Source organism: Bosea vestrisii, from assembly GCF_030144325.1.
Lineage (GTDB): Bacteria > Pseudomonadota > Alphaproteobacteria > Rhizobiales > Beijerinckiaceae > Allobosea > Allobosea vestrisii_A.
In genome coordinates, this window is record NZ_CP126307.1 from 2,049,858 (window position 1) to 2,075,747 (window position 25,890).

21 protein-coding genes are annotated in these 25,890 nt (G+C 65.3%); 13 read left to right on the forward strand and 8 right to left on the reverse strand.

Features of this window, described 5'->3' with window-relative positions; all coding sequences use genetic code 11:
• The 3 genes from QO058_RS10285 to QO058_RS10295 are packed head-to-tail and all read left to right on the forward strand — an operon-like array spanning position 1 to position 2,427.
• Complete coding sequence (locus QO058_RS10285) at positions 1–954, forward strand: branched-chain amino acid ABC transporter permease (RefSeq protein ID WP_284171915.1); 954 nt, start codon at positions 1–3, stop codon at positions 952–954.
• Positions 954–1,739, forward strand: coding sequence for an ABC transporter ATP-binding protein (locus QO058_RS10290; protein ID WP_284171916.1), 786 nt, complete (start codon positions 954–956; stop codon positions 1,737–1,739). Before QO058_RS10285 ends, QO058_RS10290 begins: the two co-directional genes overlap by 1 nt.
• Entirely contained in the window at positions 1,726–2,427 is a 702-nt protein-coding gene (locus QO058_RS10295) for an ABC transporter ATP-binding protein (RefSeq protein WP_284171917.1), read from the forward strand. Before QO058_RS10290 ends, QO058_RS10295 begins: the two co-directional genes overlap by 14 nt.
• Before the next feature lie 164 nt (positions 2,428–2,591).
• Here the strand turns inward: QO058_RS10295 and QO058_RS10300 are convergent, their stop codons facing one another.
• Positions 2,592–3,344 carry an alpha/beta fold hydrolase gene (locus QO058_RS10300; protein WP_284171918.1) on the reverse strand — a complete coding sequence of 251 codons (753 nt, stop codon included), beginning with the start codon at positions 3,342–3,344 and terminating at the stop codon, positions 2,592–2,594.
• A gap of 139 nt (positions 3,345–3,483) precedes the next feature.
• On the opposite strand from QO058_RS10300, the gene QO058_RS10305 reads away from it, so the two are divergent.
• The 3 genes from QO058_RS10305 to QO058_RS10315 all read left to right on the forward strand — a co-directional run bounded on the left by QO058_RS10305 (position 3,484) and on the right by QO058_RS10315 (position 6,038).
• Positions 3,484–3,978: a MarR family winged helix-turn-helix transcriptional regulator gene (locus QO058_RS10305; protein WP_284171919.1), complete on the forward strand. Its 495-nt coding sequence runs from the start codon at positions 3,484–3,486 to the stop codon at positions 3,976–3,978.
• Between the two features lie 142 nt (positions 3,979–4,120).
• Positions 4,121–5,095 carry a Bug family tripartite tricarboxylate transporter substrate binding protein gene (locus tag QO058_RS10310; protein WP_284171920.1) on the forward strand — a complete coding sequence of 325 codons (975 nt, stop codon included), beginning with the start codon at positions 4,121–4,123 and terminating at the stop codon, positions 5,093–5,095.
• Positions 5,096–5,126: 31 nt separating this feature from the next.
• Entirely contained in the window at positions 5,127–6,038 is a 912-nt protein-coding gene (locus tag QO058_RS10315; RefSeq protein ID WP_284171921.1) for a 3-hydroxyacyl-CoA dehydrogenase NAD-binding domain-containing protein, read from the forward strand.
• A 103-nt stretch (positions 6,039–6,141) separates the two neighbouring features.
• Here QO058_RS10315 and frc read toward each other — a convergent pair whose 3' ends face one another.
• The 3 genes from frc to QO058_RS10330 form a co-directional block, all read right to left on the reverse strand.
• Complete coding sequence (gene frc, locus QO058_RS10320; protein WP_284171922.1) at positions 6,142–7,413, reverse strand: formyl-CoA transferase; 1,272 nt, start codon at positions 7,411–7,413, stop codon at positions 6,142–6,144.
• A gap of 14 nt (positions 7,414–7,427) precedes the next feature.
• Positions 7,428–9,164 (reverse strand): oxalyl-CoA decarboxylase, encoded by a 1,737-nt coding sequence (gene oxc, locus QO058_RS10325; protein WP_284171923.1) that lies wholly within the window; start codon positions 9,162–9,164, stop codon positions 7,428–7,430.
• 62 nt (positions 9,165–9,226) lie between these two features.
• Positions 9,227–9,913 (reverse strand): GntR family transcriptional regulator, encoded by a 687-nt coding sequence (locus QO058_RS10330; RefSeq protein WP_284172864.1) that lies wholly within the window; start codon positions 9,911–9,913, stop codon positions 9,227–9,229.
• A 266-nt stretch (positions 9,914–10,179) separates the two neighbouring features.
• Here QO058_RS10330 and QO058_RS10335 point away from each other — a divergent pair, with 266 nt between their 5' ends.
• The 3 genes from QO058_RS10335 to QO058_RS10345 all read left to right on the forward strand — a co-directional run bounded on the left by QO058_RS10335 (position 10,180) and on the right by QO058_RS10345 (position 13,400).
• Positions 10,180–11,694: a tripartite tricarboxylate transporter permease gene (locus tag QO058_RS10335; RefSeq protein ID WP_284171924.1), complete on the forward strand. Its 1,515-nt coding sequence runs from the start codon at positions 10,180–10,182 to the stop codon at positions 11,692–11,694.
• Between the two features lie 88 nt (positions 11,695–11,782).
• Positions 11,783–12,802 (forward strand): Bug family tripartite tricarboxylate transporter substrate binding protein, encoded by a 1,020-nt coding sequence (locus QO058_RS10340; protein ID WP_284171925.1) that lies wholly within the window; start codon positions 11,783–11,785, stop codon positions 12,800–12,802.
• Positions 12,803–12,887: 85 nt separating this feature from the next.
• Positions 12,888–13,400 (forward strand): tripartite tricarboxylate transporter TctB family protein, encoded by a 513-nt coding sequence (locus QO058_RS10345; RefSeq protein ID WP_284171926.1) that lies wholly within the window; start codon positions 12,888–12,890, stop codon positions 13,398–13,400.
• Between the two features lie 228 nt (positions 13,401–13,628).
• On the opposite strand, the gene fdhF is transcribed toward QO058_RS10345, so the two are convergent.
• Both fdhF and QO058_RS10355 read right to left on the reverse strand, forming a co-directional pair.
• Positions 13,629–16,403 carry a formate dehydrogenase subunit alpha gene (fdhF, locus tag QO058_RS10350; protein ID WP_284171927.1) on the reverse strand — a complete coding sequence of 925 codons (2,775 nt, stop codon included), beginning with the start codon at positions 16,401–16,403 and terminating at the stop codon, positions 13,629–13,631.
• Positions 16,400–18,121, reverse strand: a complete 1,722-nt coding sequence (locus tag QO058_RS10355) for an NAD(P)H-dependent oxidoreductase subunit E (protein WP_284171928.1) — start codon at positions 18,119–18,121, stop codon at positions 16,400–16,402. Before QO058_RS10355 ends, fdhF begins: the two co-directional genes overlap by 4 nt.
• 325 nt (positions 18,122–18,446) lie before the next feature.
• On the opposite strand from QO058_RS10355, the gene QO058_RS10360 reads away from it, so the two are divergent.
• The 4 genes from QO058_RS10360 (at position 18,447) to QO058_RS10375 (ending at position 23,951) form a co-directional block, all read left to right on the forward strand.
• Positions 18,447–20,624: an acetate--CoA ligase family protein gene (locus QO058_RS10360; protein ID WP_284171929.1), complete on the forward strand. Its 2,178-nt coding sequence runs from the start codon at positions 18,447–18,449 to the stop codon at positions 20,622–20,624.
• Between the two features lie 186 nt (positions 20,625–20,810).
• Entirely contained in the window at positions 20,811–22,007 is a 1,197-nt protein-coding gene (gene sucC, locus QO058_RS10365) for an ADP-forming succinate--CoA ligase subunit beta (protein ID WP_284171930.1), read from the forward strand.
• A gap of 125 nt (positions 22,008–22,132) precedes the next feature.
• Positions 22,133–23,062, forward strand: coding sequence for a succinate--CoA ligase subunit alpha (gene sucD / locus QO058_RS10370; RefSeq protein ID WP_284171931.1), 930 nt, complete (start codon positions 22,133–22,135; stop codon positions 23,060–23,062).
• A 109-nt stretch (positions 23,063–23,171) separates the two neighbouring features.
• Positions 23,172–23,951 carry a GntR family transcriptional regulator gene (locus tag QO058_RS10375; protein ID WP_284171932.1) on the forward strand — a complete coding sequence of 260 codons (780 nt, stop codon included), beginning with the start codon at positions 23,172–23,174 and terminating at the stop codon, positions 23,949–23,951.
• Between the two features lie 12 nt (positions 23,952–23,963).
• Here the strand turns inward: QO058_RS10375 and QO058_RS10380 are convergent, their stop codons facing one another.
• Together QO058_RS10380 and QO058_RS10385 are read right to left on the reverse strand one after the other, a co-directional pair.
• Positions 23,964–24,794: a fumarylacetoacetate hydrolase family protein gene (locus QO058_RS10380; RefSeq protein ID WP_284171933.1), complete on the reverse strand. Its 831-nt coding sequence runs from the start codon at positions 24,792–24,794 to the stop codon at positions 23,964–23,966.
• Positions 24,795–24,811: 17 nt separating this feature from the next.
• Positions 24,812–25,870 (reverse strand): 2-dehydropantoate 2-reductase, encoded by a 1,059-nt coding sequence (locus tag QO058_RS10385; RefSeq protein ID WP_284171934.1) that lies wholly within the window; start codon positions 25,868–25,870, stop codon positions 24,812–24,814.
• Between the last annotated feature and the right edge of the window lie 20 nt (positions 25,871–25,890).

Below are 25,890 nucleotides of genomic sequence, written 5' to 3' on the forward strand. Positions count from 1 at the left end.
ATGCGCCTGTCCCGCAAGCATCTGACCCTCATCGTGCTGGCGCTGCTGATCACGCTGGCGCCGACGCTCTTCCCGTCGAATTTCTATTACCGCATCGGCGCGCTGATCTTTGTGAACGGGCTCGCGGTCACCGGCCTCGTCGTGCTGATCGGCTTTGCCGGTCAGATCAGCCTCGGCCACGCCGGCTTCGCCGGGATCGGTGCCTATGCCTGCGCGCTCGCACCAGGCTATCTCGGCCTGCATCCCGGCCTCGCCATGCTGCTCGGCGCCGTGCTTTCCGGTGGTGTCGCCTGGCTGATCGGCCGGCCGATCCTGCGGCTCAAGGGCTATTACCTCGCCGTCGCCACCCTCGGCTTCGGCATCCTCGTCTCGATGGTGCTCGCCAACGAGGCGAAGATCACCGGCGGCCCGGATGGGCGCGAGGTCGCCGAGCTCGGCTTGCGCAGCGCGTTGGCCACGATCGGCATCGGCCTCAGCAACGCACAGTTCTGGTACGCCGCCACCGGCCTGTCGATGCTCGCCGGCGCCTGGATCGCGCTCAACCTGCAGGACAGCCCTACCGGCCGGGCGCTGCGTGCCTTGCACGATTCCGAGGTCGCGGCCCGCACCGTCGGCGTCGACGTCGCCAGGCTGAAGCTCTCGGCGTTCGTGATCTCCGCCGTCTACGCTTCGCTTTCGGGCTCGCTGCTGGCGCTGATGAACCGCTTCATCACGCCGGATGTCGCCGGCTTCCTGCACTCGGTCGAGTTGGTGACGATGACGGTGTTCGGCGGCGTCGGCTCGGTGCCGGGCGCGATCCTCGGCGCAGCCACACTGACGCTGCTGCCGCAGGCGCTGACCGTGCTGCAGCAATACGAGAATCTCATCCTTGGCCTGATCATGATGCTGGTGATGATCTTCATGCGTGATGGGCTCCTGCCCTCGCTCATGCGCCGCCTGAAGGGGAGAGGCTGATGGCGCTTCTCCAGGTCGAAGGCCTCGGCATCGATTTCGGCGGTTTGCGTGCCGTCAACGATGTCGGCTTCTCGGTTGCGCCGGGCGAGATCGTCTCGGTGATCGGCCCCAACGGCGCCGGCAAGACCACGCTCTTCAACATGATCTCGGGCGTTTACCTGCCGGCTCGCGGCAAGATCACGCTGGATGGCCACGACGTGACGGGAATGGCGCCCAACCGGCTGGCCGAGCGCGGCCTGTCGCGCACCTTCCAGAATCTGCAGATCTTCCAGCGCATGAGCGTGCTGGAGAACGCCATGACCGGCTGCCATCTGAAGGAGCGCGGCGCGATCCTCAGCGATCTTCTCTGCCTACCCTCCTCGCGTCGCCGCAGTGCCGTGACGAAGGTGCGCGCGAGCGAGCTGCTGGAGCGCGTCGGTCTGGCGCGCGCCGCCGAGCACGAGGCATCCTCGCTCTCCTACGGCGCCCTCAAGCGCCTCGAAATCGCCCGCGCGCTGGCGCTCGAGCCGCGCATCCTGCTGCTCGACGAGCCTGCCGCCGGCTGCAACGCGGTCGAAACCGAGGAGATCGACCATCTGATCGCCGAGGTCGCCAAGTCCGGCGTCGCCGTCCTGCTCGTCGAGCACGACATGAAGCTGGTGATGCGCATCTCCAACCACATCGTCGTCCTCGACCGTGGCGAGAAGATCGCCGAAGGCTCACCGGCGACGGTGTCGCGCGATCCCAAGGTGATCGAGGCTTATCTCGGCACGCAAGCGACGGAGACGGGCCATGCTCTCGGTTGAGGGGCTGCGCTCGCGCTATGGCCGCATCGAAGTCCTGCACGGCGTCGACCTCGAGGTCGGCTCGGGCGAGATCGTGACCGTCGTCGGCGCCAACGGAGCCGGCAAGACGACGCTGCTGCGCTGCATCTCCGGGGTGCAGCCGGCGAGCGGCGGCGCGATCATCTTCAGGGGCGAGGCGCTGAACGCGATTCCGGCCCATCGCCGCGTCGGCCTGGGTCTCTCGCATTCGCCGGAAGGCCGGCTGATCTTCACCAACCTGACCGTGGAGGAGAACCTGCGGCTCGGCGCCTATCTCTTCGCAGACGAACGCGTCGAGCGCGACATGGCCGACGCCTTCGCGATGTTCCCGATCCTGAAGGAGAAGCGCAACCTGCCGGCCGGCGGCCTCTCCGGTGGCCAGCAGCAGATGCTGGCGATCGGCCGCGCTTTGATGGCGCGGCCCGCCTGCCTGCTGCTCGACGAGCCGAGCATGGGGCTCGCGCCGATCCTCGTGGCGCAGATTCTCGACGTCGTGAAGAATCTGAAGTCGCTCGGCGTCACGGTCCTGTTGGTCGAGCAGAACGCCTATGCCGCTCTGAAGATTGCCGATCGCGGCTATGTCATGGAGACCGGCCGGATCACGATGGCTGGACCGGCGGCCGAGCTGATCGCGGACGAGCGTATCCGGGCCGCCTATTTGGGCCTTTAGAACAGGCTCATCGTCGTCGAACAGCGGGACCGCATCGCGACCCTCCGGCGTCCGCCAGATACCCAGCCACAGTCCGTCTCCGAACAGCAAGAAGCGGGCTCTTTCGAGCCCGCTTCTGATTGTGTCGTCGCTTGCCAGCGCAGATGCGCTTGCGGGGCCTTGGCTCACTTCGCGGCGGCTTCGATGATGTCAGCGACGAGCTTTGGCTTTGAGACGTAGAGGGCGTGGCTGGCCTTGGTCTCGGTGATGGCTGCTCCGGCGCGCTTGGCCATCTGGCGCTGGGCCGGGGGCGGGATCATGCGGTCGTCGGTTGCGACGAGGTAGAAGGAGGGCTTGAGCTTCCAGGCCGGGCTGGAGACGGCGCCGGTCAGAGCCGCGACGCCCCAGGGCACCTGCGAGTGCGCCATGAAGGCCGCCGTCTTCGCATCGACGTCGGCGGCGAAGGCGGCGTGGAACTTCGCCTTATCGAGGGCAAGGAAGCCGTCGACCGGCGGCAGGATCGGCGGGACCGATGCGCCGGGGGGCGGGTTGGCGATCAGCGAGGAGACGGACTCGCCGGCATCGGGAGCGAAGGCAGCGATGTAGACCACCGACTTGACCTTCGGGTCGGTGCCGGCCTCGCTGACGACGACGCCACCATAGGAGTGGCCGACCAGCACCACCGGGCCGTCCTGCTGGGCGATCGCGCGCCGGGTGAAGGCGACGTCGTCGGCGAGCGAGGTGGTCGGGTTCTGGACGATGGTGACGTTGTAGCCCTTCCTGGTCAGGACATCGTAGACGCCCTGCCAGCCGGAGCCGTCGACGAAGCCGCCATGGACGAGGACGACATTCTTGGCGGCGGGGGCGGCCTGTGCGGAGGTGCCGGCGACAGCGGCGGCGAGGGAAAGGGCGGCGGCGGCGATCAGGGTCTTGGTCATGATGGGCTCCCGTTCGTTTTATTCGCGATAATCATTATCGCGATATGCATTCTCGTACAGACCCATCTCAGGCTTGTAAAGCACTTTCTTTATCGCGATATTGTTTTTCTCGACATTGACCGATTCCGGAGCTCGCCCAATGGCCAATACGCCCAAGCCCGACGCCCCGACGCTGCCGCTCGACGGCCAGCTCTGCTTCTCGATCTACTCAGCCTCGCTGGCGATCCAGCGCGTCTACAAGCCGATGCTGGACGGCCTCGGCGTCACCTACACGCAATATCTCGTGCTGAGCGCCCTCTGGGAGCGGGACGGGCTGACGATCAGCGCGATCGGCGAGCGCCTCGCGCTCGAGCCCAGCACGATCACGCCGGCGGTCAAGCGGCTCGAGGCGGCGGGCTTCCTCTCCCGTCGGCGCAGCACCGTCGACGAGCGGCTGGTCGAGGTCCATCTGACCGCCAAGGGCACCGCGCTCCACCCCAGGACCGGCTGCCTCACCGATGCGCTCCTGCGCAACTCCGGCTTCGACATCCCCCAGATGATCGAGCTCAACCAGCGGGTCCAAGCCCTCAGGCACGGCATGAGAAAGGCCACCGCAGGCAGTCATGAGACCGCCGACGCCGACGACGGCGAATGATCTGGCGCTTGCAATTTGCACCGGCGTAAACTCCAGAAATCCCATACGATGACTTCGAACGCTGTTGGCCGGGTACCTCGGCCCAAACGTCTGCCGAGAGACTGGAGCTACCAGTCCGCGACAATCATCCCGGAGGAAACGCATGTTCGACCGCCGCCTTGTCATGAGCGTTGTTGCCAGCCTTGCGCTGACGCTGCCCATCCCGTCCTTCGCACAGGCTTATCCGCAGAAGCCGATCACGCTGGTCGTGCCCTATGCGCCCGGCGGCGCGACGGACATCATCGGCCGCGTTGTTGCCGAGGAGATGTCGAACGGCCTCGGCCAGCGCGTGGTGGTGGAGAACCGGGCAGGTGCCGGCGGCAGCGTCGGGGCAGCAGCGGTCGCGCGCGCCCAGCCCGACGGCTACACCCTGCTGCTGGGTGCACTCACCAGCCATTCGATCAATATGGGCTTGCAGGCGAAGCCGGGCTTCGATCTGAAGAAGGACCTGATCCCGGCCGGCCTCGCCGGCAATGTCGGGCTGGCGCTCGTCGTCCATCCTTCCGTCCCCGCCAAGACGGTTCCGGAACTGATCGCGCTGATCAAGGCGAGCCCGGACAGCTACTCCTACGCCTCGTCCGGGCAGGGTTCGCCCCAGCATCTCTCGGGCGAGCTCTTCAACATCAAAGCCGGCACCAGGATGCCCCCAGTCCAGTATCGCGGCTCCGGCCCAGCGATGACCGACATGGTGGCGGGCCAGGTCAAGGTCATGTTCGACACGATCCCGGCCGTGCTGCAGCACGTCAAGGCGGGCTCGCTGCGAGCGATCGCAACCACGGGTGTCGAACCTTCGCCGTTCATGCCCGAGGCGCCGACCGCGATATCGCAAGGCCTCGCCGGCTTCGAGGTCTCGTCCTGGTTCGGCCTGCTTGCTCCGGCAGGCACTCCGCAAGCGATCACCGACAAGCTCAATATGGAGCTGAACAAGGCTCTCCGGAGCTCGAAGGTGAAAGAAGCGCTCGCGCTGCAGGGCGTCGATCCGAAGCCGAGCACCCCTGCCGAAGCGGCGAAGCTGATCGACAGCGAAATCGCGAAGTGGGGCGACTTGATCAAGGCCGCCGGCCTGAAGGCCGAATGACCCTGCTCGCAAGCCGGTTTGGATGATGACGATGGAAATCGAACGTCTCGCGATTGTGGGCGCTGGCCTGATTGGTGCGAGCTGGGCCGCACTCGCCTGCGCCCATGGCCTGCCAGTCAGTGCCTATGATCCCAATCCGGAAGCCGAGCGGCGTTTCCTCGACCATGTGGAACGCTCGCGCCACCAGCTCGCGGAACTGGGTCTGGAGGGCACTGCGGAGGTCAGCTTCTCCACCGACCTCGAAAGAGTTCTGGATGGGGCCGGCTTCGTCCAGGAGAACGGGCCGGAGAACGAGGCGGTCAAGCGTAAGCTCCTTGCCGAAATCGACGCGCTATCCGCGCCAGAGGCGATCATCGCCAGCTCGACCTCGGCGCTCGTCCGCAGCGCCATCGTCGCCGATTGCGCCCGGCCTGGGCGCATCGTCGTGGCCCATCCCTTCAACCCACCGCATCTCGTGCCACTGGTCGAGATCGTCGGCGCCGACACCGGGATCGTGGCGCGGGCCGCGGCATTCTACCGCTCGCTCGGCAGGCGGCCTGTGGTGCTCAACCGCGAAATGCCTGGGCATATCGCCAATCGGCTGGCCTCGGCGCTCTATCGCGAGGCGGTCCACCTCGTCGAACAGGGTGTCGCGAGCGTCGCCGATATCGATGCAGCCTTATGCAACGGCCCTGGCCTGCGCTGGGCATTGATGGGCCCACACATGACCTACCACCTCGGTGGCGGCGAAAGCGGCATCGCCGGCTATCTCGCCCATCTCGGGCCGAGCCAGGTGCGGCGCTGGCAATCGCTGGGCAGTCCTTCACTGGACGCAGAGGTTCAAGCCAGGATCGTCACGGGCGTGGCGGAAGAGGCGGCCGGCCGCTCCATCGCCGAACTGGAACAGCGCCGCGATGAAGGGCTGCTCGCGCTGCTGAAGGCACGCAAGCTCGTCAGTGACTGACGCGGAGGCGATCGAGGCCTCGTCGGACGCTCCCGCCTGACACGAAAAAGGTGGCGCCTCGCTGCCGAGGCGCCACCCGAAAATTTCCGACGGGCTTTGAAAGTTACTCCGCCGCCCGTGTCAACGCGCCGGTGGCGCCCGACTCGATGATCGCCGTGATGCGACCCTCATCGAGTTTCAGCACGTCGCGCAGCACCTCATCGGTGTGCTCGCCGAGCAATGGCGATCGCTTGACCTCGGTCGGGCTGTTGGAGAGCTTGATCGGGTTGCCGACCGAGAGGTACTTGCCGCGCTTGGGGTGATCGACCTCAACCACGGTCCCGGTCTCTCGCAACGACTTCTCCTCGGCAATCTCCTTCATCGACAGGATCGGCCCGCAGGGGATGTCGTATTCGTTGAGGATGTCCATCGCCTCGAACTTGGTCTTGGTCATCGTCCATTGCTCGATGCGCCCGAAGATCTCGTTCAGCCTGGGCAGGCGCGCCGGCGGCTTGGCGTAGTTCGGATCGGTCTTCCAGGTCGGCTCGCCGATGACGTCGCAGATCTTCTCCCAGACCGGGGCCTGGGTTATGAAATAGATATAGGCGTTGGGATCGGTCTCCCAGCCCTTGCATTTCAGAATGCGGCCCGGCTGACCGCCGCCGGAATCATTGCCGGCGCGCGGCACCGCGTCGCCGAAGGGCAGGCCTTCGCCGAACTGGCTGTACTCCTTGAGCGCACCATGGCCGAGGCGTTGCTGGTCGCGCAGCTTGACGCGGCAGAGATTGAGCACCCCATCCTGCATCGCACAATCGACCTTCTGGCCGAGGCCGGAATGGGTGCGGTGATAGAGCGCCGTGACGATGCCGAGCGCGAGGTGGAGGCCGGTTCCCGAATCGCCGATCTGGGCGCCTGTGACCAATGGCAGGCCGTCGCGGAAGCCCGTGGTCGAGGCCGCGCCGCCGGCGCATTGCGCAACGTTCTCGTAGACCTTGCAATCCTCGTAGGGACCCGGGCCGAAGCCCTTGACCGAGGCGACGATCATACGCGGATTGACCTCGTGGACCTTCGCCCAGGTCAGGCCCATGCGATCAAGCACGCCCGGGGCGAAATTCTCGACCATCACATCGCAGATCTTCACCATCTCCCAGAGCACTTCCATGCCCTTCGGGTTCTTGGTGTCGAGCGTGATCGAGCGCTTGTTGTGGTTCAGCATCGTGAAATAGAGGCTGTCGGCATCCGGCACGTCGCAGAGCTGGCCGCGCGTGATGTCACCGGTGCCGGGACGTTCGACCTTGATCACGTCGGCGCCAAACCAGGCGAGGAGCTGCGTACAGGTCGGTCCCGACTGGACATGGGTGAAGTCGAGTATCTTGACGCCTTCGAGCGCTTTCATTTTTGCCTCCTCCCTTACTTCTTCTTGAGTGCGCTTTGCGGATTGAGATTACCGATGCGGCCGCTTTCGCTGCCTGCGGTCGGATCGATCACCGCGTTGATCAAAGTGGGTTTGCCGCTGTCCATCGCCGCGTTGACGGCGCGCTTCAACTCGTCGGGCGAAGTCGCATTGACGCCGACGCCGCCAAAGGCCTCCATCATGCGGTCGTAGCGCGCGTCCTTGACGAATACCGTCGTGGCGGGATCGTCGCCGCCACTGTTGACGTCGGTGCCGCGGTAGATGCCGTTATTGTTGAAGATGACGATGCAGACCGGCAAATTGTACCGGCAGATCGTTTCGACCTCCATGCCGGAGAAGCCGAAGGCCGAGTCGCCCTCGACGGCGAGCACGGGCTTGCCGGTCTCAACAGCGGCGGCGACGGCGTAGCCCATGCCGATGCCCATCACGCCCCAGGTGCCGACATCGAGGCGCTTGCGCGGCTGGTGCATATCGATGACACCGCGCGCAAGGTCGAGCGTGTTGGCGCCTTCATTGATGAGGATGGCGTCCGGCCGCTCCTTGATGATCGTGCGCAGCACGCCGAGCGCGCCGTGATAGTCCATCGGCACGTTGTTGTTCATCAGGCGCGGCGCCATCTTGGCGACGTTCTCGTCGCGCTTCTTGGCGACGGACGCAGTCCAGTCCGCTGGCGCCGCCGGCCATGCGTTGCCCATGCCTGCGAGCAGCGCGGAGACGCAGGAGCCGATGTCGCCGACCACGGGCGCGACGATCTCGACATTGGAGTCCATCTCCCTCGGCTCGATGTCGATCTGGATGAACTGCTTCGGCTGATCGCCCCAGCTCTTGCCCTTGCCATGCGACAAGAGCCAGTTCAGTCGCGCGCCGATCAGCATGACGACGTCGGAATCCTTCAACACCGTCGAACGCGCCGCGCCGGCGCATTGCGGATGGAGATCCGGCAGCAGGCCCTTGGCCATGCTCATCGGCAGGAAGGGAACGCCGCTCTTTTCCACGAACTGGCGGATCGCGTCGTCGGCCTGGGCGTAGGCCGCGCCCTTGCCGAGAATGATCAGCGGCCGCTTGGCGCCTTTCAGCACGTCGAGCGCACGTTGGACCGAATCCGGTGCCGGAATCTGCGCCGGCGCGGCATCGATCACCTTGACCAGCGACTTCGCCCCGGCCTCGGCGTCGATCACCTGGCCGAACAGCTTGGCCGGCAGGTCGAGGTAAACGCCGCCGGGCCGCCCGGAGACCGCGGCGCGGATCGCGCGCGCAAGGCCAATGCCGATATCCTGGGCGTGCAGGATGCGGAACGCCGCCTTGCAGAGCGGCTTGGCGACGGCGAGCTGGTCCATCTCCTCGTAATCGCCCTGCTGCAGATCGACGATCTCGCGCTCCGACGAGCCTGAGATCAGGATCATCGGGAAACAGTTCGTGGTCGCATGCGCGAGCGCGGTCAGGCCGTTGAGGAAGCCGGGCGCCGAAACGGTGAGGCAGACGCCCGGCTTCTTTGTGAGGAAGCCGGCGATCGAGGCGGCGTAGCCGGCATTCTGCTCGTGGCGGAACGAGAGCACGCGAATGCCCGCCGCCTGCGCCATGCGGCCGAAATCGGTGATCGGGATACCCGGCACGCCGTAGATCGTGTCGAGGCCGTTGAGCTTCAACGCATCGATGATGAGGTTGAAGCCGTCGGTCAGCTCGCGCTCTGTTTCGGGCGCGGCAGAAGAGATGCTTTGTACGACTGCGGACATCCCGCTTTCTCCCTAGTCGATTGTTTCTTATTGGCTATTCTTGTTGCTGGCCTTGGCCCCACTCAGTCGAGCTGGACGAACTGCTCGACATGTTGCCTCAGCTTGAGCGTGTGCTCGCGGACGAGCCGCTCGGCGCGCTCGCCGTTGCGCGTTTCCAGCGCCTCGACGATCTCCTTGTGATCAACGATGGAACGGCGGGCCCGGTCCCGCTCGAAGATCGTGCGCTGGCGGATGGCGCGCACATGCGTGAACAGGCCGGTGGTGATCTCGGTGATGAGTTTGCAGCCGGAGAGCGCGACGATCGCCGCGTGGAAGCGGATATTGGCGTCCGAGTACTCGCCCAGATGTTCTTCGATGTCGGCGCTGTCGAAGGTGTCGACGAGGTTGTGCAGCCCGGCGATATCGGCATCGGAGGCGACTTCGGTGGCGAGCCGGGCAGCCATGCTTTCAAGCGCGGCCCAGACCGTGATCATCTCGAGAATCTCGGCCTTGGTCTTGCGCACGATGAAGATGCCGCGGCGCGGCGCGATCCGGACCAGGCCTTCCTGCTCGAGCTGGGCGAGTGCCTCGCGCAACGGCGTCCGGCTGACACCGAATTGAAGCGACAGCGCGCGCTCGTCGAGCCGCAGCTCGGCACCGGCGTCGTAGATCTTCATCGTTCCGATCGCGGCCTTCAGCGCCTCATAGGTGCGGCTCTTGAGGCTCTGAACCTCCTCGATGGGCTGAATTTCAAGCTGTGCCTTGACCATTGCGAAATCGATTTCCGTGTTGCCTTTGCGACGCCACCGGCGCGCAGCATGCGCTTCGGAAGCGGTGGTTTCTGGCATACCATATAATGAAAGAAAAGGCCGCGCAACGGCCGAAATCCCGCAATAATTATGCTGCAGCGCATCCAAATATGGCATATTGCATGCCACGAAGTTTCATCCTAGGCTAACTCAAACAAGGCCAGTCGGTTCTGCGTTGGTCACTTGCGCGGTCCCTGAACAAGGCCAGTCTATGGGGACGAAGCGCTATGGATGAACTGAACGCCCTGTTCGGCGGATTCGCCGTTGCCCTCAGCGCCTACCACATCATGCTCATGGTGATCGGCATCACGCTCGGTGTCGTCATCGGCGTCCTGCCGGGGCTTGGTGGCGCGAACGGTGTCGCTATTCTTCTGCCTCTGACCTTCAGCATGCCGCCGACCTCGGCGATCATCCTGCTGACCAGCATCTATTGGGGCGCGCTGTTCGGCGGCGCGATCACCTCGATCCTCTTCAACATTCCCGGCGAGCCCTGGTCGGTGGCGACGACCTTCGACGGGCACCCGATGGCGCAGAACGGCAAGGCCGACGAGGCGCTCGTCGGCGCCTTCACGGCCTCCTTCGTCGGCGCCATCTTCGCCGTCTGCCTGATCACCTTCCTTGCGCCGGTGGTCGCGAAATTCGCCTTGAAATTCGGCCCTGCGGAGTTCTTCGCGGTGCAATTTCTCACCTTCGCCAGCTTCATCGGCATGGGCCGGGGCTCGGCGTTCAAGACCGTCGCCTCGATGTGCCTCGGCTTCGCGCTGGCTTCCGTCGGCCTGGACGGCGTAACCGGCACATTGCGAATGACTTTCGGGCAGGACGAACTGCTGAACGGCTTCAAGTTCCTCGTCGCGGTCATCGGCCTCTTCGGCATCGGTGAGATCCTCTGCTCGATGGAAGACGGGCTGAAGTTCAATGGCGCCACCGCCAAGCTGCGCATGGATGCGGTCATCCGCACCTGGAAGCAGTTGCCCGGGATGTGGCTGACCTTCCTCCGCAGCTGCATCGTCGGCTGCTGGATGGGCATCACGCCGGGCGGCGCGACGCCCGCCTCCTTCATGGGCTATGGCATCGCCAAGCGCTTGTCGAAGCGGGGCGATAATTTCGGCAAGGGCGAACTCGAGGGCGTGGTGGCGCCGGAGACCGCCGCCCACGCCGCCGGCACCGCCGCGCTGCTGCCGATGCTGACGCTCGGCATCCCCGGCTCGCCGACCGCAGCAGTGCTGCTCGGCGGCCTGCTGATCTGGGGCCTTCAGCCCGGCCCGCTGCTCTTCGTCGAACAGCCGGACTTCGTCTGGGGCCTGATCGCCTCGATGTATCTCGGCAACGTCGTCGGCCTGATCATGGTGCTGACTTGCGTGCCCTTCTTCGCCGCGATCCTGCGCGTGCCCTTCTCGATCATCGCCCCGGCGATCGTCTTCGTCTGCGCCATCGGCGCCTACACCGTGAACAACGCGATGTTCGACGTCTGGCTGATGCTGGCCTTCGGTGTGCTCGGCTATCTGTTCAACAAGCTGCGTTACCCACTGCCGCCGCTCGTGCTGGCACTGGTGCTCGGCGACCAGGCGGAAAGCTCCTTCCGCCAGGCCATGCTGGTCTCGCAGGGCCATGTCGGCATTTTCTGGTCGAACTGGCTGTGCGGCAGCATCATGACCCTCGGCCTGGTGATGGCGTTCTGGCCGATGCTGCAGGCGCTGCGCGTCAAACTTTCGAGCAACGGCGCCATTACCCGCGCGGCCTGACGTCCGCCCGGCCCGGTTCCCGCAACATATTCGCCTTCATGACTTTACCAATGCGGCGACAAAGCCGCCTATAATGGGAGGAAGCGTGATGATCAGGAGAGAAGTGTCGAAGGTCAAGACGATTGCGGCAGCGCTGGCGGCAAGCGCCTGCCTTACCTCGCCCGCCTGGGCGCAGAACTGGGAACCGACCAAACCCGTGACGCTGGTCATCCCGGCGGGCACCGGCGGCGGCGCCGACCAGATGGCGCGCTTCATCCAAGGCGTCGTCCAGAAGCACAACCTGATGAAGCAGCCGCTCATCGTGATCAACAAGGCCGGCGGTGCTGGCGCCGAAGGCTTCCTGGAGATGAAGGCCAGCGCCAGCGACCCGCACAAGATCACGATCACGCTGTCGAACCTGTTCACGACCCCGCTCGGCACCGGCTCGCCGTTCAACTGGAAGGACATGAAGCCGGTCGCAATGCTGGCGCTCGACCAGTTCGTCCTGTGGGTGAACAGCGAGAAGCCGTACAAGACCGCGAAGGACTATGTCGACGCGGTCAAGGCCGGCACGGACCGCCAGTTCAAGATGGGCGGCACCGGCTCGAAACAGGAAGACCAGATCGTCACGGCGGCGGTCGAGCAGCTGACTGACGGCAAGAAATTCACCTACGTGCCCTATGCGGGCGGCGGACAGGTGGCGGTGCAGCTCGTCGGCAACCATGTCGACTCGACCGTGAACAACCCGATCGAGGCCGTCGGGCAATGGCGCGCCGGGCAGCTCAGGCCGCTCTGCATCTTCGATGCGCAGCGCTCGACCTACACCGCCAAGGTCACCGAGAAGGAAGCCTGGAGCGATATCCCGACCTGCAAGGAATCGGGGCTGCCGGTCGAGTACCAGATGCTGCGCGGCATCTTCACCACCAAGAACGCGACGCCGGCTCAGGTGAACTTCTATGTCGACCTGCTCAAGAAGGTGATGGCGACGCCGGACTGGAAGGAATTCATGGAGAAGGGCGCCTTCAACCAGACCGTGATGACCGGCGCCGACTACGAGAAGTGGTTGACGAGCGCCGAGACGCTGCATTCCGACTTGATGAAGAAGGCCGGCTTCCTCGCGACGCAGTGAGTTCGACACCGGAGCGCGGCGCTAGCGACCGCGCTCCGATCAGCCACCATCACGGAGCTGGCGCGCCGGCAGCAGGAGCAAGATAATGAGCAGCAACGAAGAAGCCGAAGGCCGTCCACTCGTCAGCTATCGCACCTTGGATATCTCGGTCGCGATCTTCTTCCTGATCGTCGCGGCGATCGTGATAACCGACAGCCTGCGTCTTGGCATCGCCTGGAAGCCGAACGAGGGGCCGCAACCCGGCCTGTTCCCGTTCTACATCGTCGTGGCGATGGGCATTGCCTCCCTCGTCAATCTGGCCAATGCGCTGCCACGCACGCCGGAGGGCGAGAGGATTGCGACGACCATACCTGGCATCAAGCGCATGGCGGCGATCTTCGTTCCCGCCGTCCTCTTCGTGCTGGCGACGAACTATATCGGCATCTACGTCTCGGCCGCGATCTATATCGGGACCTTCATGGTCTTCTTCGGCAAGTTTCCGGTGTGGAAGGCCCTGGCCGTCTCGCTCGGCATCGCGATCGTCAATTTCATGATGTTCGAGGTCTGGTTCCTGGTGCCGCTGCCCAAGGGGCCGCTGGAAGCCGCCCTCGGTTACTGATCCTTCCTAACCGCACAGCAGAGGCGGGCCGGGCGCTGCAACGCCCGGCCCGCCTGATCTTTTTCGGACAACGAGATGCTTTGGCCGACGGGCCTGCCCGATAGGCCGTCACCGGATAGTGTCGATTCCGACCAGAACCGCTCCCCACGCGTCCACCATGTCGATGGTGACACCCGGCGAGACCGCCCTGCCCCATGGCATCTCGCGCAGTGCGCAGCTCACCGGGCTTCATTCCGCCGCGGTGATCAGCGCTTCCTCGACCGGGAGCGCCCTGACCGCGCAGAACTTGAACTCGGGGATCTTGCCGAAGGGGTCGAGCGCCGGATTGGTCAGCAGGTTGGCCGCGGCCTCCGCATAGCAGAACGGCAGGAACACCATGTTCTGTGGCACGTCGCGGTCGGAGCGCACCTTGACGGCGATCGCTCCGCGGCGCGTCTCCAGTCTGACGAAGCCCCCGGGCGCGATGCCGAGGCGCCCCAGATCGCGCGGCGACATGAGCGCCACCGCTTCCGGCTCGAGATCGTCGAGGATGCCGGCGCGCCGCGTCATCGAGCCGGTATGCCAGTGCTCGAGCACGCGCCCGGTCGACAGCACCATCGGGTACTCGTCATCCGGCAGTTCGTCCGGCGGCACGATATGGGCCGGCACGATCCTGGCGCGCCCGCTCTCGGTCGGGAAGCCGCGGGCGAAGATGATCTCGTTGCCGGGCTGGTCCGGCCCGTCGACCGGGTAGGTCACGGCCCCCTCACGCTCCAGCCGCTCCCAGGTGATGTAGCGGAAGGACGGCATGACCTTCGCCATCTCGGCGAAGACATCGGCCGGGCCGTCATAGCGCCAGTCGCAGCCCATCCGCCGGGCGACCTCCTGGATGATCCACCAGTCCTGCCTGGCATCGCCCGGCGGGCGCACGACCTGGCGGGCCATCTGGACGCGCCTGTCGGTATTGGTGAAGGTGCCGACCTTCTCGGCGAAGGCGGAGGCCGGCAGCACGACATCGGCGTGGAAGGCGGTCTCGGTCAGGAACAGGTCCTGCACGACCAGATGGTCGAGCATCGCCAGCGCGCCGCGGGCATGGTTGAGGTCCGGATCCGACATCGCCGGGTTCTCGCCCTCGATATACATCCCATTGATCTCGCCGGCATGGATCGCGTTCATGATCTCGACGACGGTGAGGCCCTTCTTCGGATCGAGCGACTGGCCCCAGAGATCTTCGAAGATCGCGCGGACCTCGGCCTTCTCGACCGACTGGTAGTCCGGATAGACCATCGGGATCAGGCCGGCATCGGAGGCACCCTGGACGTTGTTCTGGCCGCGCAGCGGATGCAGGCCGGTGCCGGGCCGGCCGATCTGGCCGGTGACCATGGCGAGCGCGATCAGGCAGCGGGCATTGTCGGTGCCGTGGATGTGCTGGCTGATGCCCATGCCCCAGAAGATGATCGAAGCGCGCGAACGGGCATAGGCACGCGCAACTTCCTTCAGCTCCTCGGCCGGGATGCCGCAGACCGCCGCCATCTTCTCCGGCGGGAAGGCCTGGATACTCTCCTTCAGCCGCTCATAGCCCTCCGTGTAACCGGCGATGTACTGCTCGTCGGTCAGCCCCTCGGTGATGATGGTGTGCAGCAGCGCGTTCAGCATCGCGACGTCGCTGCCCGGCTTGAAGGCGAGGTGCTTCCAGGCATGGCGCGACAGGGACTGCCGCCGCGGGTCCATGATGACGAGCTGAGCGCCCTTCTTGGCGGCGTTCTTGAGGAAGGTCGCCGCGACCGGATGGTTCACGGTCGGGTTGGCGCCGATGACGATGATCACTTCGGCGTCGAGCGCGGCCGCGAACGGCGCGGTGACGGCGCCGGAATTGACGCCCTCCATCAGTGCCGCCACCGAGGAGGCGTGGCAGAGCCGGGTGCAATGGTCGACATTGTTCGAGCCGAAGCCAGTGCGCACCAGCTTCTGGAAGAGATAGGCCTCCTCGTTCGAGCCCTTGGCCGAGCCGAAGCCGGCGAGCGCCTTGCGCCCCTTCTCGTCGCGGACGCGGTTCAGTCCCTTGGCGGCGAGATCAAGCGCCTCCTCCCAGGAGGCTTCGCGGAAATGCGTCCAGGGATTGGCGGGATCGACCTGGTCGCGGGCGTCCTTGGGCATGTTCGGCAGCCGCACCAGCGGCTTGGTCAACCGGTGCGGGTGATGAATGTAGTCGAAGCCGAAGCGGCCCTTGACGCAGAGCCGGTTGCGGTTGGCCGGCCCGTCGCGCCCCTCCGCGTAGACGATCGCCTCATCCTTGACGTTGTAGGTGACCTGGCAGCCGACACCGCAATAAGGACAGAGCGAATCGACCTTCCGATCGGCCCAGACAGTGCGGGTCTGGTTCTCGTCAAGGAAGGCAGAGGGCATCAGCGCCCCGGTCGGACAGGCCTGTACGCATTCACCGCAGGCGACGCAGGTCGACTGGCCCATCGGATCGTCGAAATCGAAGACGATCTTGGCGCCGGCATTGCGATAGGCCATGCCGATCACGTCGTTGACCTGGACCTCGCGGCAGGCCCGCACGCACAGGCCGCACTGGATGCAGGCGTCGAGATTGACGCTCATCGCAGTGTGGCTGACATCCGAGCTCCAGCGTTCGACGGCCGGGAAACGGCTTTCGGTGACCCCGGTTCTGTCCGCCCAGTTCCAGAATTTGGAGGTCGGATCATGGGAGGTCGCCCGCGCCGGCTGATCGGCCACGAGCAGTTCCATCACCATCTTGCGGGCCTTCTCCGCCCGCTCGGTCCCGGTATGGACCTTCATGCCGACGGTCGGCGTGCGCATGCAGGAGGCGGCGAGCACGCGCTCGCCCTCGATCTCGACCATGCAAACGCGGCAATTGCCGTCGGCCCGGTAGTCGGGCTCCGGCGAGTAGCACAGATGCGGAATCGCGGTGCCGAGACGCTGCGCCACCTGCCAGATCGTCTCGCCATAGGCGGCCTCGACGCGCTCGCCATTCAGTTCGAAGCTGATGCTCTGGGTCATTCCGCAGCATCCCTCGTCATGAATTCCTCGGGGAAGTAACGCATCACGCAGGTCAGCGGGTTCGACGCCGCTTGGCCGAGCCCGCAGATCGAGGCGTCGCGCATCGCCTGCGAGAGCTCGCCGAGCAGCTCCTGGTTCCAGACCGGGTGCTGCATCAGCATCACCGCCTTTTGCGTACCGGCGCGGCAGGGCGTGCACTGACCGCAGCTCTCATCCTCGAAGAAGCGCATCAGGTTGAGCGCGGCGGCGCGCATGTCGTCCTGCTCGGAGAGCACCACCACGGCTGCCGAGCCGATGAAGCAGCCATGCTTCTCGAGCATGCCGAAATCGAGCGGGATGTCGTCCATCGCGGCGGGCAGAATGCCGCCGGAGGCGCCGCCCGGCAGATAGGCGCGGAAACGGTGGCCGTCCTGCATGCCACCGCAGAATTCCTCGATCAGCTCGCGGATGGTGACGCCGGCCGGGGCGAGCTTGACGCCGGGCTCCCTGACCCGGCCCGAGACCGAATAGCTGCGCAGGCCGGTGCGGCCGTTCCGGCCATGGGAGTTCCACCAGCCATTGCCCTTCTCGACGATGTCGCGAATCCAGTAGAGCGTCTCGACATTATTGATCAGCGTCGGCTGGCCGAAGAGGCCGACCTGGAATGGATAGGGCGGCTTGTGCCGCGGCAGGCCGCGCTTGCCCTCGATGCTTTCGAGCAGCGAGGATTCCTCGCCGCAGATATAGGCCCCCGCCCCGCGGCGCAGATGGATCGCCGGCCCGCCCGGCGGCAGCTTCGCGACCTCCCGCGCCATGATCTCGCGGGCCAGCGGGTATTCGTCGCGCAGATAGATGTAGACGTCAGTGGCCGCGACGACATGGGCGCCGATCAGCGTGCCCTCGAGGAAGCGGTGCGGATCGGTGTTGAGGTAGTACCGGTCCTTGAACGTGCCGGGCTCGCCCTCGTCGCCGTTGACCGCCATCAGGCGCGGACCCGGCTCGCCGAGCACGGCGCGCCATTTGCGCCCCGTCGGGAAACCGGCGCCGCCAAGCCCGCGCAGCCCGGAATCGTCGAGGACGGACAGGATCGAATCGACGCTGCGCTCGCCGGAGCGCAGGCTGTCGAGCAGCGCATAGCCGCCACCGGCGCGATAGGCGTCATAGTCGACGTAATCGGTCATATGCGGGTGGGTATCGTCCGCCTCGATCGCGGCGAGGACGCTCTGCGTGGTCGCGGCATGGATGAAATGATGGCCGACCTCCGCCACGGGAGCCTGGTCGCACAGCCCGACGCAGGGCGCCCGAACGACCCGGACGGACGGTCCGACGGCGTTGGTCAGGCTTGCGAGCAGCTCTTCCGAGCCGTGCATCGCGCAAGTGAGGCTGTCGCAGACGCGCACGGTCAGTGGCGGGAGCGCGGGCTCGCCCTCCTTCACAATGTCGAAATGGGCGTAGAAGGTCGCGGTCTCGAAGACCTCCGCGAAGGATAGCCGCATCTCCTCGGCGAGCGCCGCCAGATGGGCGGCCGAGATCTGGTGGTAGCGATCCTGGATCAGATGAAGATGCTCGATCAGGAGGTCGCGCCGGCGTGGGCGCTCGCCGAGCAGGTCCGCGATCTCCTGCAGTGCGCGAGGTTCGACCTGGCGCCCCTTCGGTGTCGATCTGGCGCGCTTCCGGCCAAGGCCGGGATGCTCGAAGGCGTGGACATTATGGTTGCGCTGGTCGTGCTGCCCACTCATCGGCCGAAATGTCCTCCCTCACCGGAACCGGGATCCCGTCTGCCTCGTGCTGTTATCCGGCACTTGCGGCGAAACGCGAGATTATCCGAAAGATTCTAAGGTGCCAACCTCTGGCATGCATAATACCAGATTGTAACAACCACCTTCCGTGAACCGCATACGCTTCCTCGGCTCCGCGGATTCACGCCGTCATTCCCCCTCTTGACAGCGGCCCGAATTGGCATGCCAAATACCAACAAGAACCCGACCGGGCCAACGCGCCGAAGTACGCGGACAGCCCGACGATGGCTCAGCAAAAGAAAATTCCATGGGAGGAAGTGCAATCATGGCGAACCAGGCAGCCCTCAAGATTAAGCCGCGCGAAACGGCCGTCGATCAGGCAACGGTCCGCAAGGTCCTGGACGGCGTCAAGGCCGATGGCCGCACCAGCCTGACGGCCCCGGAGGCCAAGCTGGTCTGCGACGCCTACGACATTCCGCTGCCCAAGGAAGGCCTCGCCAAATCGGCCGACGAGGCCGCCAGACTCGCTGGCGGCATGGGCTATCCCGTCGTCATGAAGATCGTATCCGCCGACATCCTGCACAAGACCGATGCCGGGGGCGTGATCGTCGGCGTCAAGAGCGATGCCGAGGCCCGCGCCGCTCATGACACGATCCTGGCCAATGCCCGCAAATACAAGGCTGACGCCAAGATCGAGGGTATCCAGGTCCAGCAGATGCTGCCGACGGGCGCCACCGAGACGCTGGTCGGCGCGATCACCGATCCCTCCTTCGGCAAGCTCGTGGCGTTCGGCCTCGGCGGCATCCTCGTCGAGGTGCTGAAGGACCTGACCTTCCGCCTGGCGCCGGTCAACGAGGCGCAGGCGCTCGAGATGATCGGCTCGATCAAGGCCCAGGAGATGCTCGATGGCGTGCGCGGCAGCGAAGCCGTCGACCGCGGCGCGCTTGCCTCGATCCTCGTCCAGGTCTCGGCGCTGCTCGACGATTTCCCGGAGATCGAGGAGCTCGACCTCAACCCAGTCTTCGCGACGAAATCCGGCGCGACCGCGGTCGATGCCCGCATCGTCTGCAATTTCGAGGCGCTCAAGGAGCGCTTCCGCCCGGATCAGGACAGCATCGTCAAGGCGATGAACCGCATCTTCCATCCGAAGGCCGTGGCGGTGATCGGGGCCTCGAACGAAGCCGGCAAGATCGGCAATTCGGTAATGAGAAACCTGATCAATGGCGGCTACAAGGGCACGATCGTTCCCGTGCATCCGAAGGCCGACACGATCGAGGGCATCAAGGCCTACAAGTCGATCCTGGACTATGAGGGCGAGGTCGATGTCGCGGTCTTCGCGGTGCCGGCCAAGCTCTGCAATGGCGCCATGGACGAGGTCGGCCGCAAGGGCGTTCCCGGCACAGTGATGATCCCCTCGGGCTTCGCCGAATCGGGCGAGCCCGAACTGCAGGAAGAGCTGCTGGCGACCGCCCGCAAGTATAATGTCCGGATCATGGGGCCGAATATCTACGGCTTCTACTATACCCCGGAGAACCTTTGCGCGACCTTCTGCACGGCCTTCGACGTCAAGGGCAAGGCGGCCCTGTCCTCGCAGTCCGGCGGTGTCGGCATGTCGATCATCGGCTTTGCCCGCTCGACCAAGATGGGCGTTTCGGCGATCGTCGGTCTCGGCAACAAGTCGGACCTCGACGAGGACGATCTCTTGACCTTCTTCGAGCAGGATCCGAACACCTCGGTGATCGCGATGCACTGCGAGGACCTGAAGGACGGCCGTGCTTTCTCCGAGGTCGCCGAGCGCGTCTCGAAGAAGAAGCCGGTGATCGTGCTCAAGGCCGGCCGCACCGCCTATGGCGCCAAGGCCGCCGCCTCGCATACCGGCGCGCTCGCCGGCAACGACAAGATCTATGACGACATCCTCAAGGCGTCGGGCGTCATCCGGGCTCCGTCGCTGCGCGGCATGCTCGAATATGCCCGCGGCGTGCAGGTCCTGCCGGCGCCGAAGGGCGAGAACGTCCTGATCATCACCGGTGCCGGCGGCTCCGGCGTGCTGCTCTCGGACGCCTGCTTCGACAACGGCCTGACGCTGATGAAGATGCCGGACGATCTCGATGCGGCCTTCCGCAAGTTTATCCCGCCCTTCGGCGCGGCCGGCAATCCGGTCGACATCACCGGCGGCGAGCCGCCGCTGACCTACCAGAACACGGTCCGCCTCGGCCTCAACGACGAGCGCATCCACGCGCTCATCCTCGGCTACTGGCACACGATCGTGACCCCGCCGCTGGTCTTCGCCGACAAGATGATCGAGGTCGTCACCGAGGCCCGCGCCAAGGGCATCGACAAGCCGATCGTCGCGTCGCTGGTCGGCGACGTCGAGGTCGAGAAGGCCTGCGAGAAGCTCTACGACCACGGCATCGTGGCCTATCCGTACACCACGGAGACGCCCGTCGAGGTGCTCGGCGCCAAGTACAAATGGGCGCGCGCCGCCGGCCTGATCAAGGGCTGAGCGCCAGGCTCTGTTTCCCTGCGACGCCCGGACTCCGTCCAGCGTCGCAGGCTGCACGCATCGCGTGACCGCTCCCCATCCGGCAGGAGGGAGCGGCCCTGACGAAATCATTCAAGGCTTCTGTTCCGAATGGCCGGCGCCGCGGAAAGGCCCGGTCGCTCTCCCCGAAATCCGAGAGAGATCGCGATGAACATCCATGAATACCAGGCGAAGGGGTTGCTCAGGGAATTCGGGGTGCCCGTCCCGGACGGGTTTCCCATATTGACGGCGGGCGATGCCGAAGCCGCGACAAAGCAGCTGCGCGGCCCGGTCTGGGTGGTCAAGTCGCAGATCCATGCCGGTGGCCGCGGCAAGGGCAGCTTCAAGGAGCCCGAGGCCGGCGAGAAGGGCGGCGTGCGCCTGGCGAAATCGGTTGATGAGGCGAAGGCATTCGTCCAGCAGATGCTCGGCCACACCCTCGTCACCGTCCAGACCGGCCCGGCCGGCAAGCAGGTCAACCGCCTCTATATCGAGGACGGTTCGCTGATCGACCGCGAATTCTACCTCTCGATGCTCGTCGACCGCGAGACCTCGCGGATCTCCTTCGTTGTCTCGACGGAAGGCGGCATGGATATCGAGGCTGTCGCCCATGATACGCCCGAGAAGATCAAGACCTTCTCGGTCGATCCGGCGACCGGGATCATGCCGCTGCATGGCCGCACCGTCGCCGAAGCGCTGCATCTCGCCGGGGACCTCGCCAAGCAGGCCGAGGATCTGACGGCGAAGCTCTATGCGGCCTTCATCGCCAAGGATATGGCGATGCTCGAGATCAACCCGCTGATCGTCACCAAGGACGGCAAGCTGCGCTGCCTCGACGCCAAGATCTCCTTCGACGACAACGCTCTCTACAGGCATCCGGACGTCTACAAGCTGCGCGACGAGAGCGAGGAGGACAGCAAGGAGATCGAGGCGTCGAAGCACGACCTCGCCTATATCGCGCTCGACGGTACGATCGGCTGCATGGTCAACGGCGCCGGCCTCGCCATGGCGACGCTCGACATCATCCAGCTCTACGGCGAAAGCCCAGCGAACTTCCTCGATGTCGGCGGCGGCGCCTCCGAGGAGAAGGTCACCGCGGCGTTCAAGATCATCACCGCCGACCCGCAGGTGAAGGGCATCCTGGTCAACATCTTCGGCGGCATCATGAAATGCGACGTCATCGCGCGCGGCGTGATCGCGGCGGTGAAGACGGTCGGACTTGAGGTCCCGCTCGTCGTCCGGCTGGAAGGCACCAATGTCGAGGAGGGCAAGGCGATCATCCGCTCCTCCGGCCTCAACGTCATTCCCGCCGACGATCTCGACGACGCCGCCCAGAAGATCGTTGCCGCCGTGCGCAAGAACTAGGGCACTGCGCGACAGCGCGGGAACAGGTTTCCCGTAGAGGAAATGCTCAGAACAACCAAAAACGATCACGCTTCCTGCATTGGGACGAAAATCCACCAATGCAACGTGATCCAGGGGGAGCGACCATGTCCATTCTGATCGACAAGACTACGAAGGTCATCTGCCAGGGCTTCACCGGCAAGAACGGCACCTTCCACTCCGAGCAGGCGATCGCCTATGGCACCCGCATGGTCGGCGGCGTCGCCCCCGGCAAGGGCGGCCAGAGCCATCTCAACCTGCCCGTTTTCAACACGGTCGTCGAGGCGAAGGAGAAGACCGGCGCCACGGCGTCCGTCGTCTACGTTCCTCCGGCGGGCGCCGCCGACGCAATTTGCGAGGCGATCGACGCCGAAATCCCGCTGATCGTCTGCATCACCGAGGGCATCCCGGTGATGGACATGGTCAAGGTCAAGCGCATGCTGAGCGGCTCGAAGTCCCGGCTGATCGGCCCCAACTGCCCGGGCATCGTCACGGCGGGCGAGAGCAAGATCGGCATCATGCCGGCCAATATCTTCAAGCCAGGCTCGGTCGGCATCGTCTCGCGCTCGGGCACGCTGACCTATGAGGCGGTGTTCCAGACCAGCTGTGAAGGGCTCGGCCAGACCACGGCTGTCGGCATCGGCGGCGATCCGGTCAAGGGCACCGAGTTCATCGACATGCTGGAGATGTTCCTGGCCGATCCCGCAACCGAGTCGATCGTGATGATCGGCGAGATCGGCGGATCGGCCGAAGAGGATGCGGCGCAGTTCATCAAGGACGAGGCCAAGCGTGGCCGCAAGAAGCCGATGGTCGGCTTCATCGCCGGCCGCACCGCGCCTCCCGGCCGTCGCATGGGCCATGCCGGTGCTATCATCTCCGGCGGCAAGGGCGGCGCTGAAGACAAGATCGCGGCGATGGAAGCGGCCGGCATTACGGTCTCGCCCTCGCCGGCGCGTCTCGGCAAGACGCTGATGGAACTGCTCAACGGCGAGGTCGGCATCCAGAAGCGCTGCGCCGAGATCGAGTGGTCCTTCTGACCGCTCACGGTGACCGGCTGAACCGGCCTCCTATCCCTGAAGGCCCCGCGACACCCTGGTCACGAGGCCTTTTTGGGATCGCCCCACGAGGATCAGCGGCGACTCCTGCATGGACGTAGCGTCAGACGAGCGCTATGCGCTGCAGGAAGCAGGAGCAGCGACCTTGAAAGCCCCCAGCGCCACGACCCCGCCCGACAGCGCGACACAGAAGCTCGTCCTCGAACGCTTCGCGCCCGAAGAGACCTTCAAGACCAAGGTCTATGCCTCGCTGAAGCAGGCGATCATCACCATGGACATCTATAGCTCGCGGGAGCCGACCTGGATCGACGAGCGCCAGCTCTCCGAGCAGCTCGGCGTCAGCCGCACGCCGGTGCGCGAAGCCGTCGCGATGCTCGAGCAGGAAGGGCTGGTGAAGTCGCTGCCGCGCCGCGGCATCATGGTGCTGAAGAAGACCAAGAACGAGATCGTCGAGATGATCCAGGCCTGGGCGGCGCTGGAAAGCATGGCCGCCCGCCTCGTCGTCCAGCGCGCCAGCGACGCCGAGATCGGCAAGCTGCGCACGCTGTTCAAGGATTTCGACGAGGCCCACAAGCCGTCTGACCATGTCGGCGAATACTCGTCAGCCAATCTCGTCTTCCACCAGACCCTGATCGGGCTGAGCAAGTCGCAGCTGCTCGTCGAGATGACTGACAACCTGCTGCTGCATGTGCGCGGCATCCGCCAGATGACGATCGGCCGCGACGACCGCGCCAGCCGCTCGATCGTCGAGCATCTGCGGATCATCGAGGCCCTTGAGCGACGCGACGTCACGCTGGCCGAGCAATTGTCGCGCGACCACACGCTCGGCGTTGCAGCCTATGTCGACGAGCACGCCGACATCTTCGACTAGACCCCTTCCCGATCAACCGTCCTGCACGAAGGCGTTCGCCAGCGTGCCGATGCCTTCGATCGTCACCTCGATCGTGTTGACCGGATCCTTGATCGTACCGACGCCGAGCGAGGTGCCGCAGCAAATCAGGTCTCCCGGCAGCAGCGTCATATCGTGGGAGAGCCGGCTGACCAGTTCATGCGGCTGGAAGATCATGTCAGCGACCGGGTAGTTCTGGCGCTCCTGACCGTTCAGCAGCGTCCGGACCGTGAGCTCCCACGGATCGAGGCCGGTCGCCACCACCGGCCCGAAAGGTCCGAAGCCATCGAAGCTCTTGGCACGCACCCATTGCGGGAAGGTCGGGTCGGCCGCGATCAGGTCCTGCGCCGTGATGTCGTTGACGCAGGTATAGCCGAAGATGAACTCGCCGGCGGCCTGTGGGCTCACCCGGCTGCAATTGCGGCCGATGACGATGCCGAGCTCGCCTTCATAGACCACCTTGCCCGCATAGGATGGCGGGCGCCTCACCGTGAAGCCCGGCGCCGCCACGCAGGACGGCGCCTTCAGCAGATAGAGCGGCTCCGGCGGCACAGGCATCGCCAGCTTGCCGGCGAGCGCGTGGAAGTTGTTCCAGAGCGCGATGATCTTGGAGGGCGTGCTCGGCGCCAGCAGCGTGACCTCGTCGAGCGGCACCGTCTTACCCGTCGGCTGCGCGCCGGCGAACATGTCGCCGCTGTGGATCGCGATTGTCTCCCCAGTAAGCGTGCCGAAGCCGTCGCGATCCGCATACGCGAAGCGCACCCAATGCGCGCTCGCCTGGCTGCTCTCTGTCTGCACTGCCTGCCTGAGTGTCGCGTTCAACATGACCCCGCCTCCGCTCGTCACGAAGCCGCCAACCGGCGCGGCCGCTCCTGTGCGGGTTCAGCCGCCCTTCCCTCCCCAGCGAGCGCCTCTGGCGGGAATGTCGGATAGAGCCCCTTCACGCCGGCCATCTGCTGGACGAGTCCGAGCACGGCATCGATGAAGGGCGTACGCGTTTCGGTCAGCCGCCCCATCTCCTGAACAGCGCCGAGCAGGGCGTCGATCTCAAGCGGCCGGCCCTTCTCCAGATCCTGCAACATGGAGGTGCGATGCGCGCCGACGCCGGCCGCACCATTGATCCGGCGCTCGACATCAACGCGGAAGTTGACGCCGAGCCTTTCGCCGATTTCCTGGGCCTCCAGCATCATGCTGCGCGCCAGCGCCCGTGTGCCGGGCTCGGTGGCGACGACGTCGAGCGTCGCATGGGTCAGCGCCGAGATCGGGTTGAAGCAGAGATTGCCCCAGAGCTTGAGCCAGATGTCGTCGCGGATATCGGTGAAAAGCCTCGGCTTCATGCCGCCGGTGGCGATTGCGTCGGCAAAGCGCGTCAGCCGCTCGCTTTCCTGGCGATTGGGCTCGCCAAGGCCGAACTGGTCGCCATAGATATGCTTGACGACGCCGGGCTCGATGATCTCGGTTGCTGGATAGACTGTGCAGCCGATCACACGCTCGGGGCCGATTGCGTTCCACTGGCGGTCACTCGGATCGACGCTGCGCAGGCGCAAATCGGCATGCGGCCCGTCCAAGCCGTGGAAATACCACCACGGCACGCCGTTCTGCGCGGTAACGACGGCGGTATCCGGCCCGAGCAGTGGCTTCAGGCTCTCCGCCGCCTCCCAGGCCTGGTGCGCCTTGAGCGCGATGATCACCACGTCCTGGCGGCCGAGATCGCTCGGATCCCGGCTTGCCGGCATCTGCTCGGTGATCGTCTCGGTCTTGGTGACGAGGGTCAGGCCCTTGGTTTTGATCGCCTCCAGATGGGCGCCGCGCGCCACCAGCGAGACGTCGAGGCCGCCGCGCTTGAGCATCACGCCCATATAGCCGCCGATCGCGCCGGCGCCGTAGATGCAGATCTTCATGGGCCGTCCCTTTCTTGCTC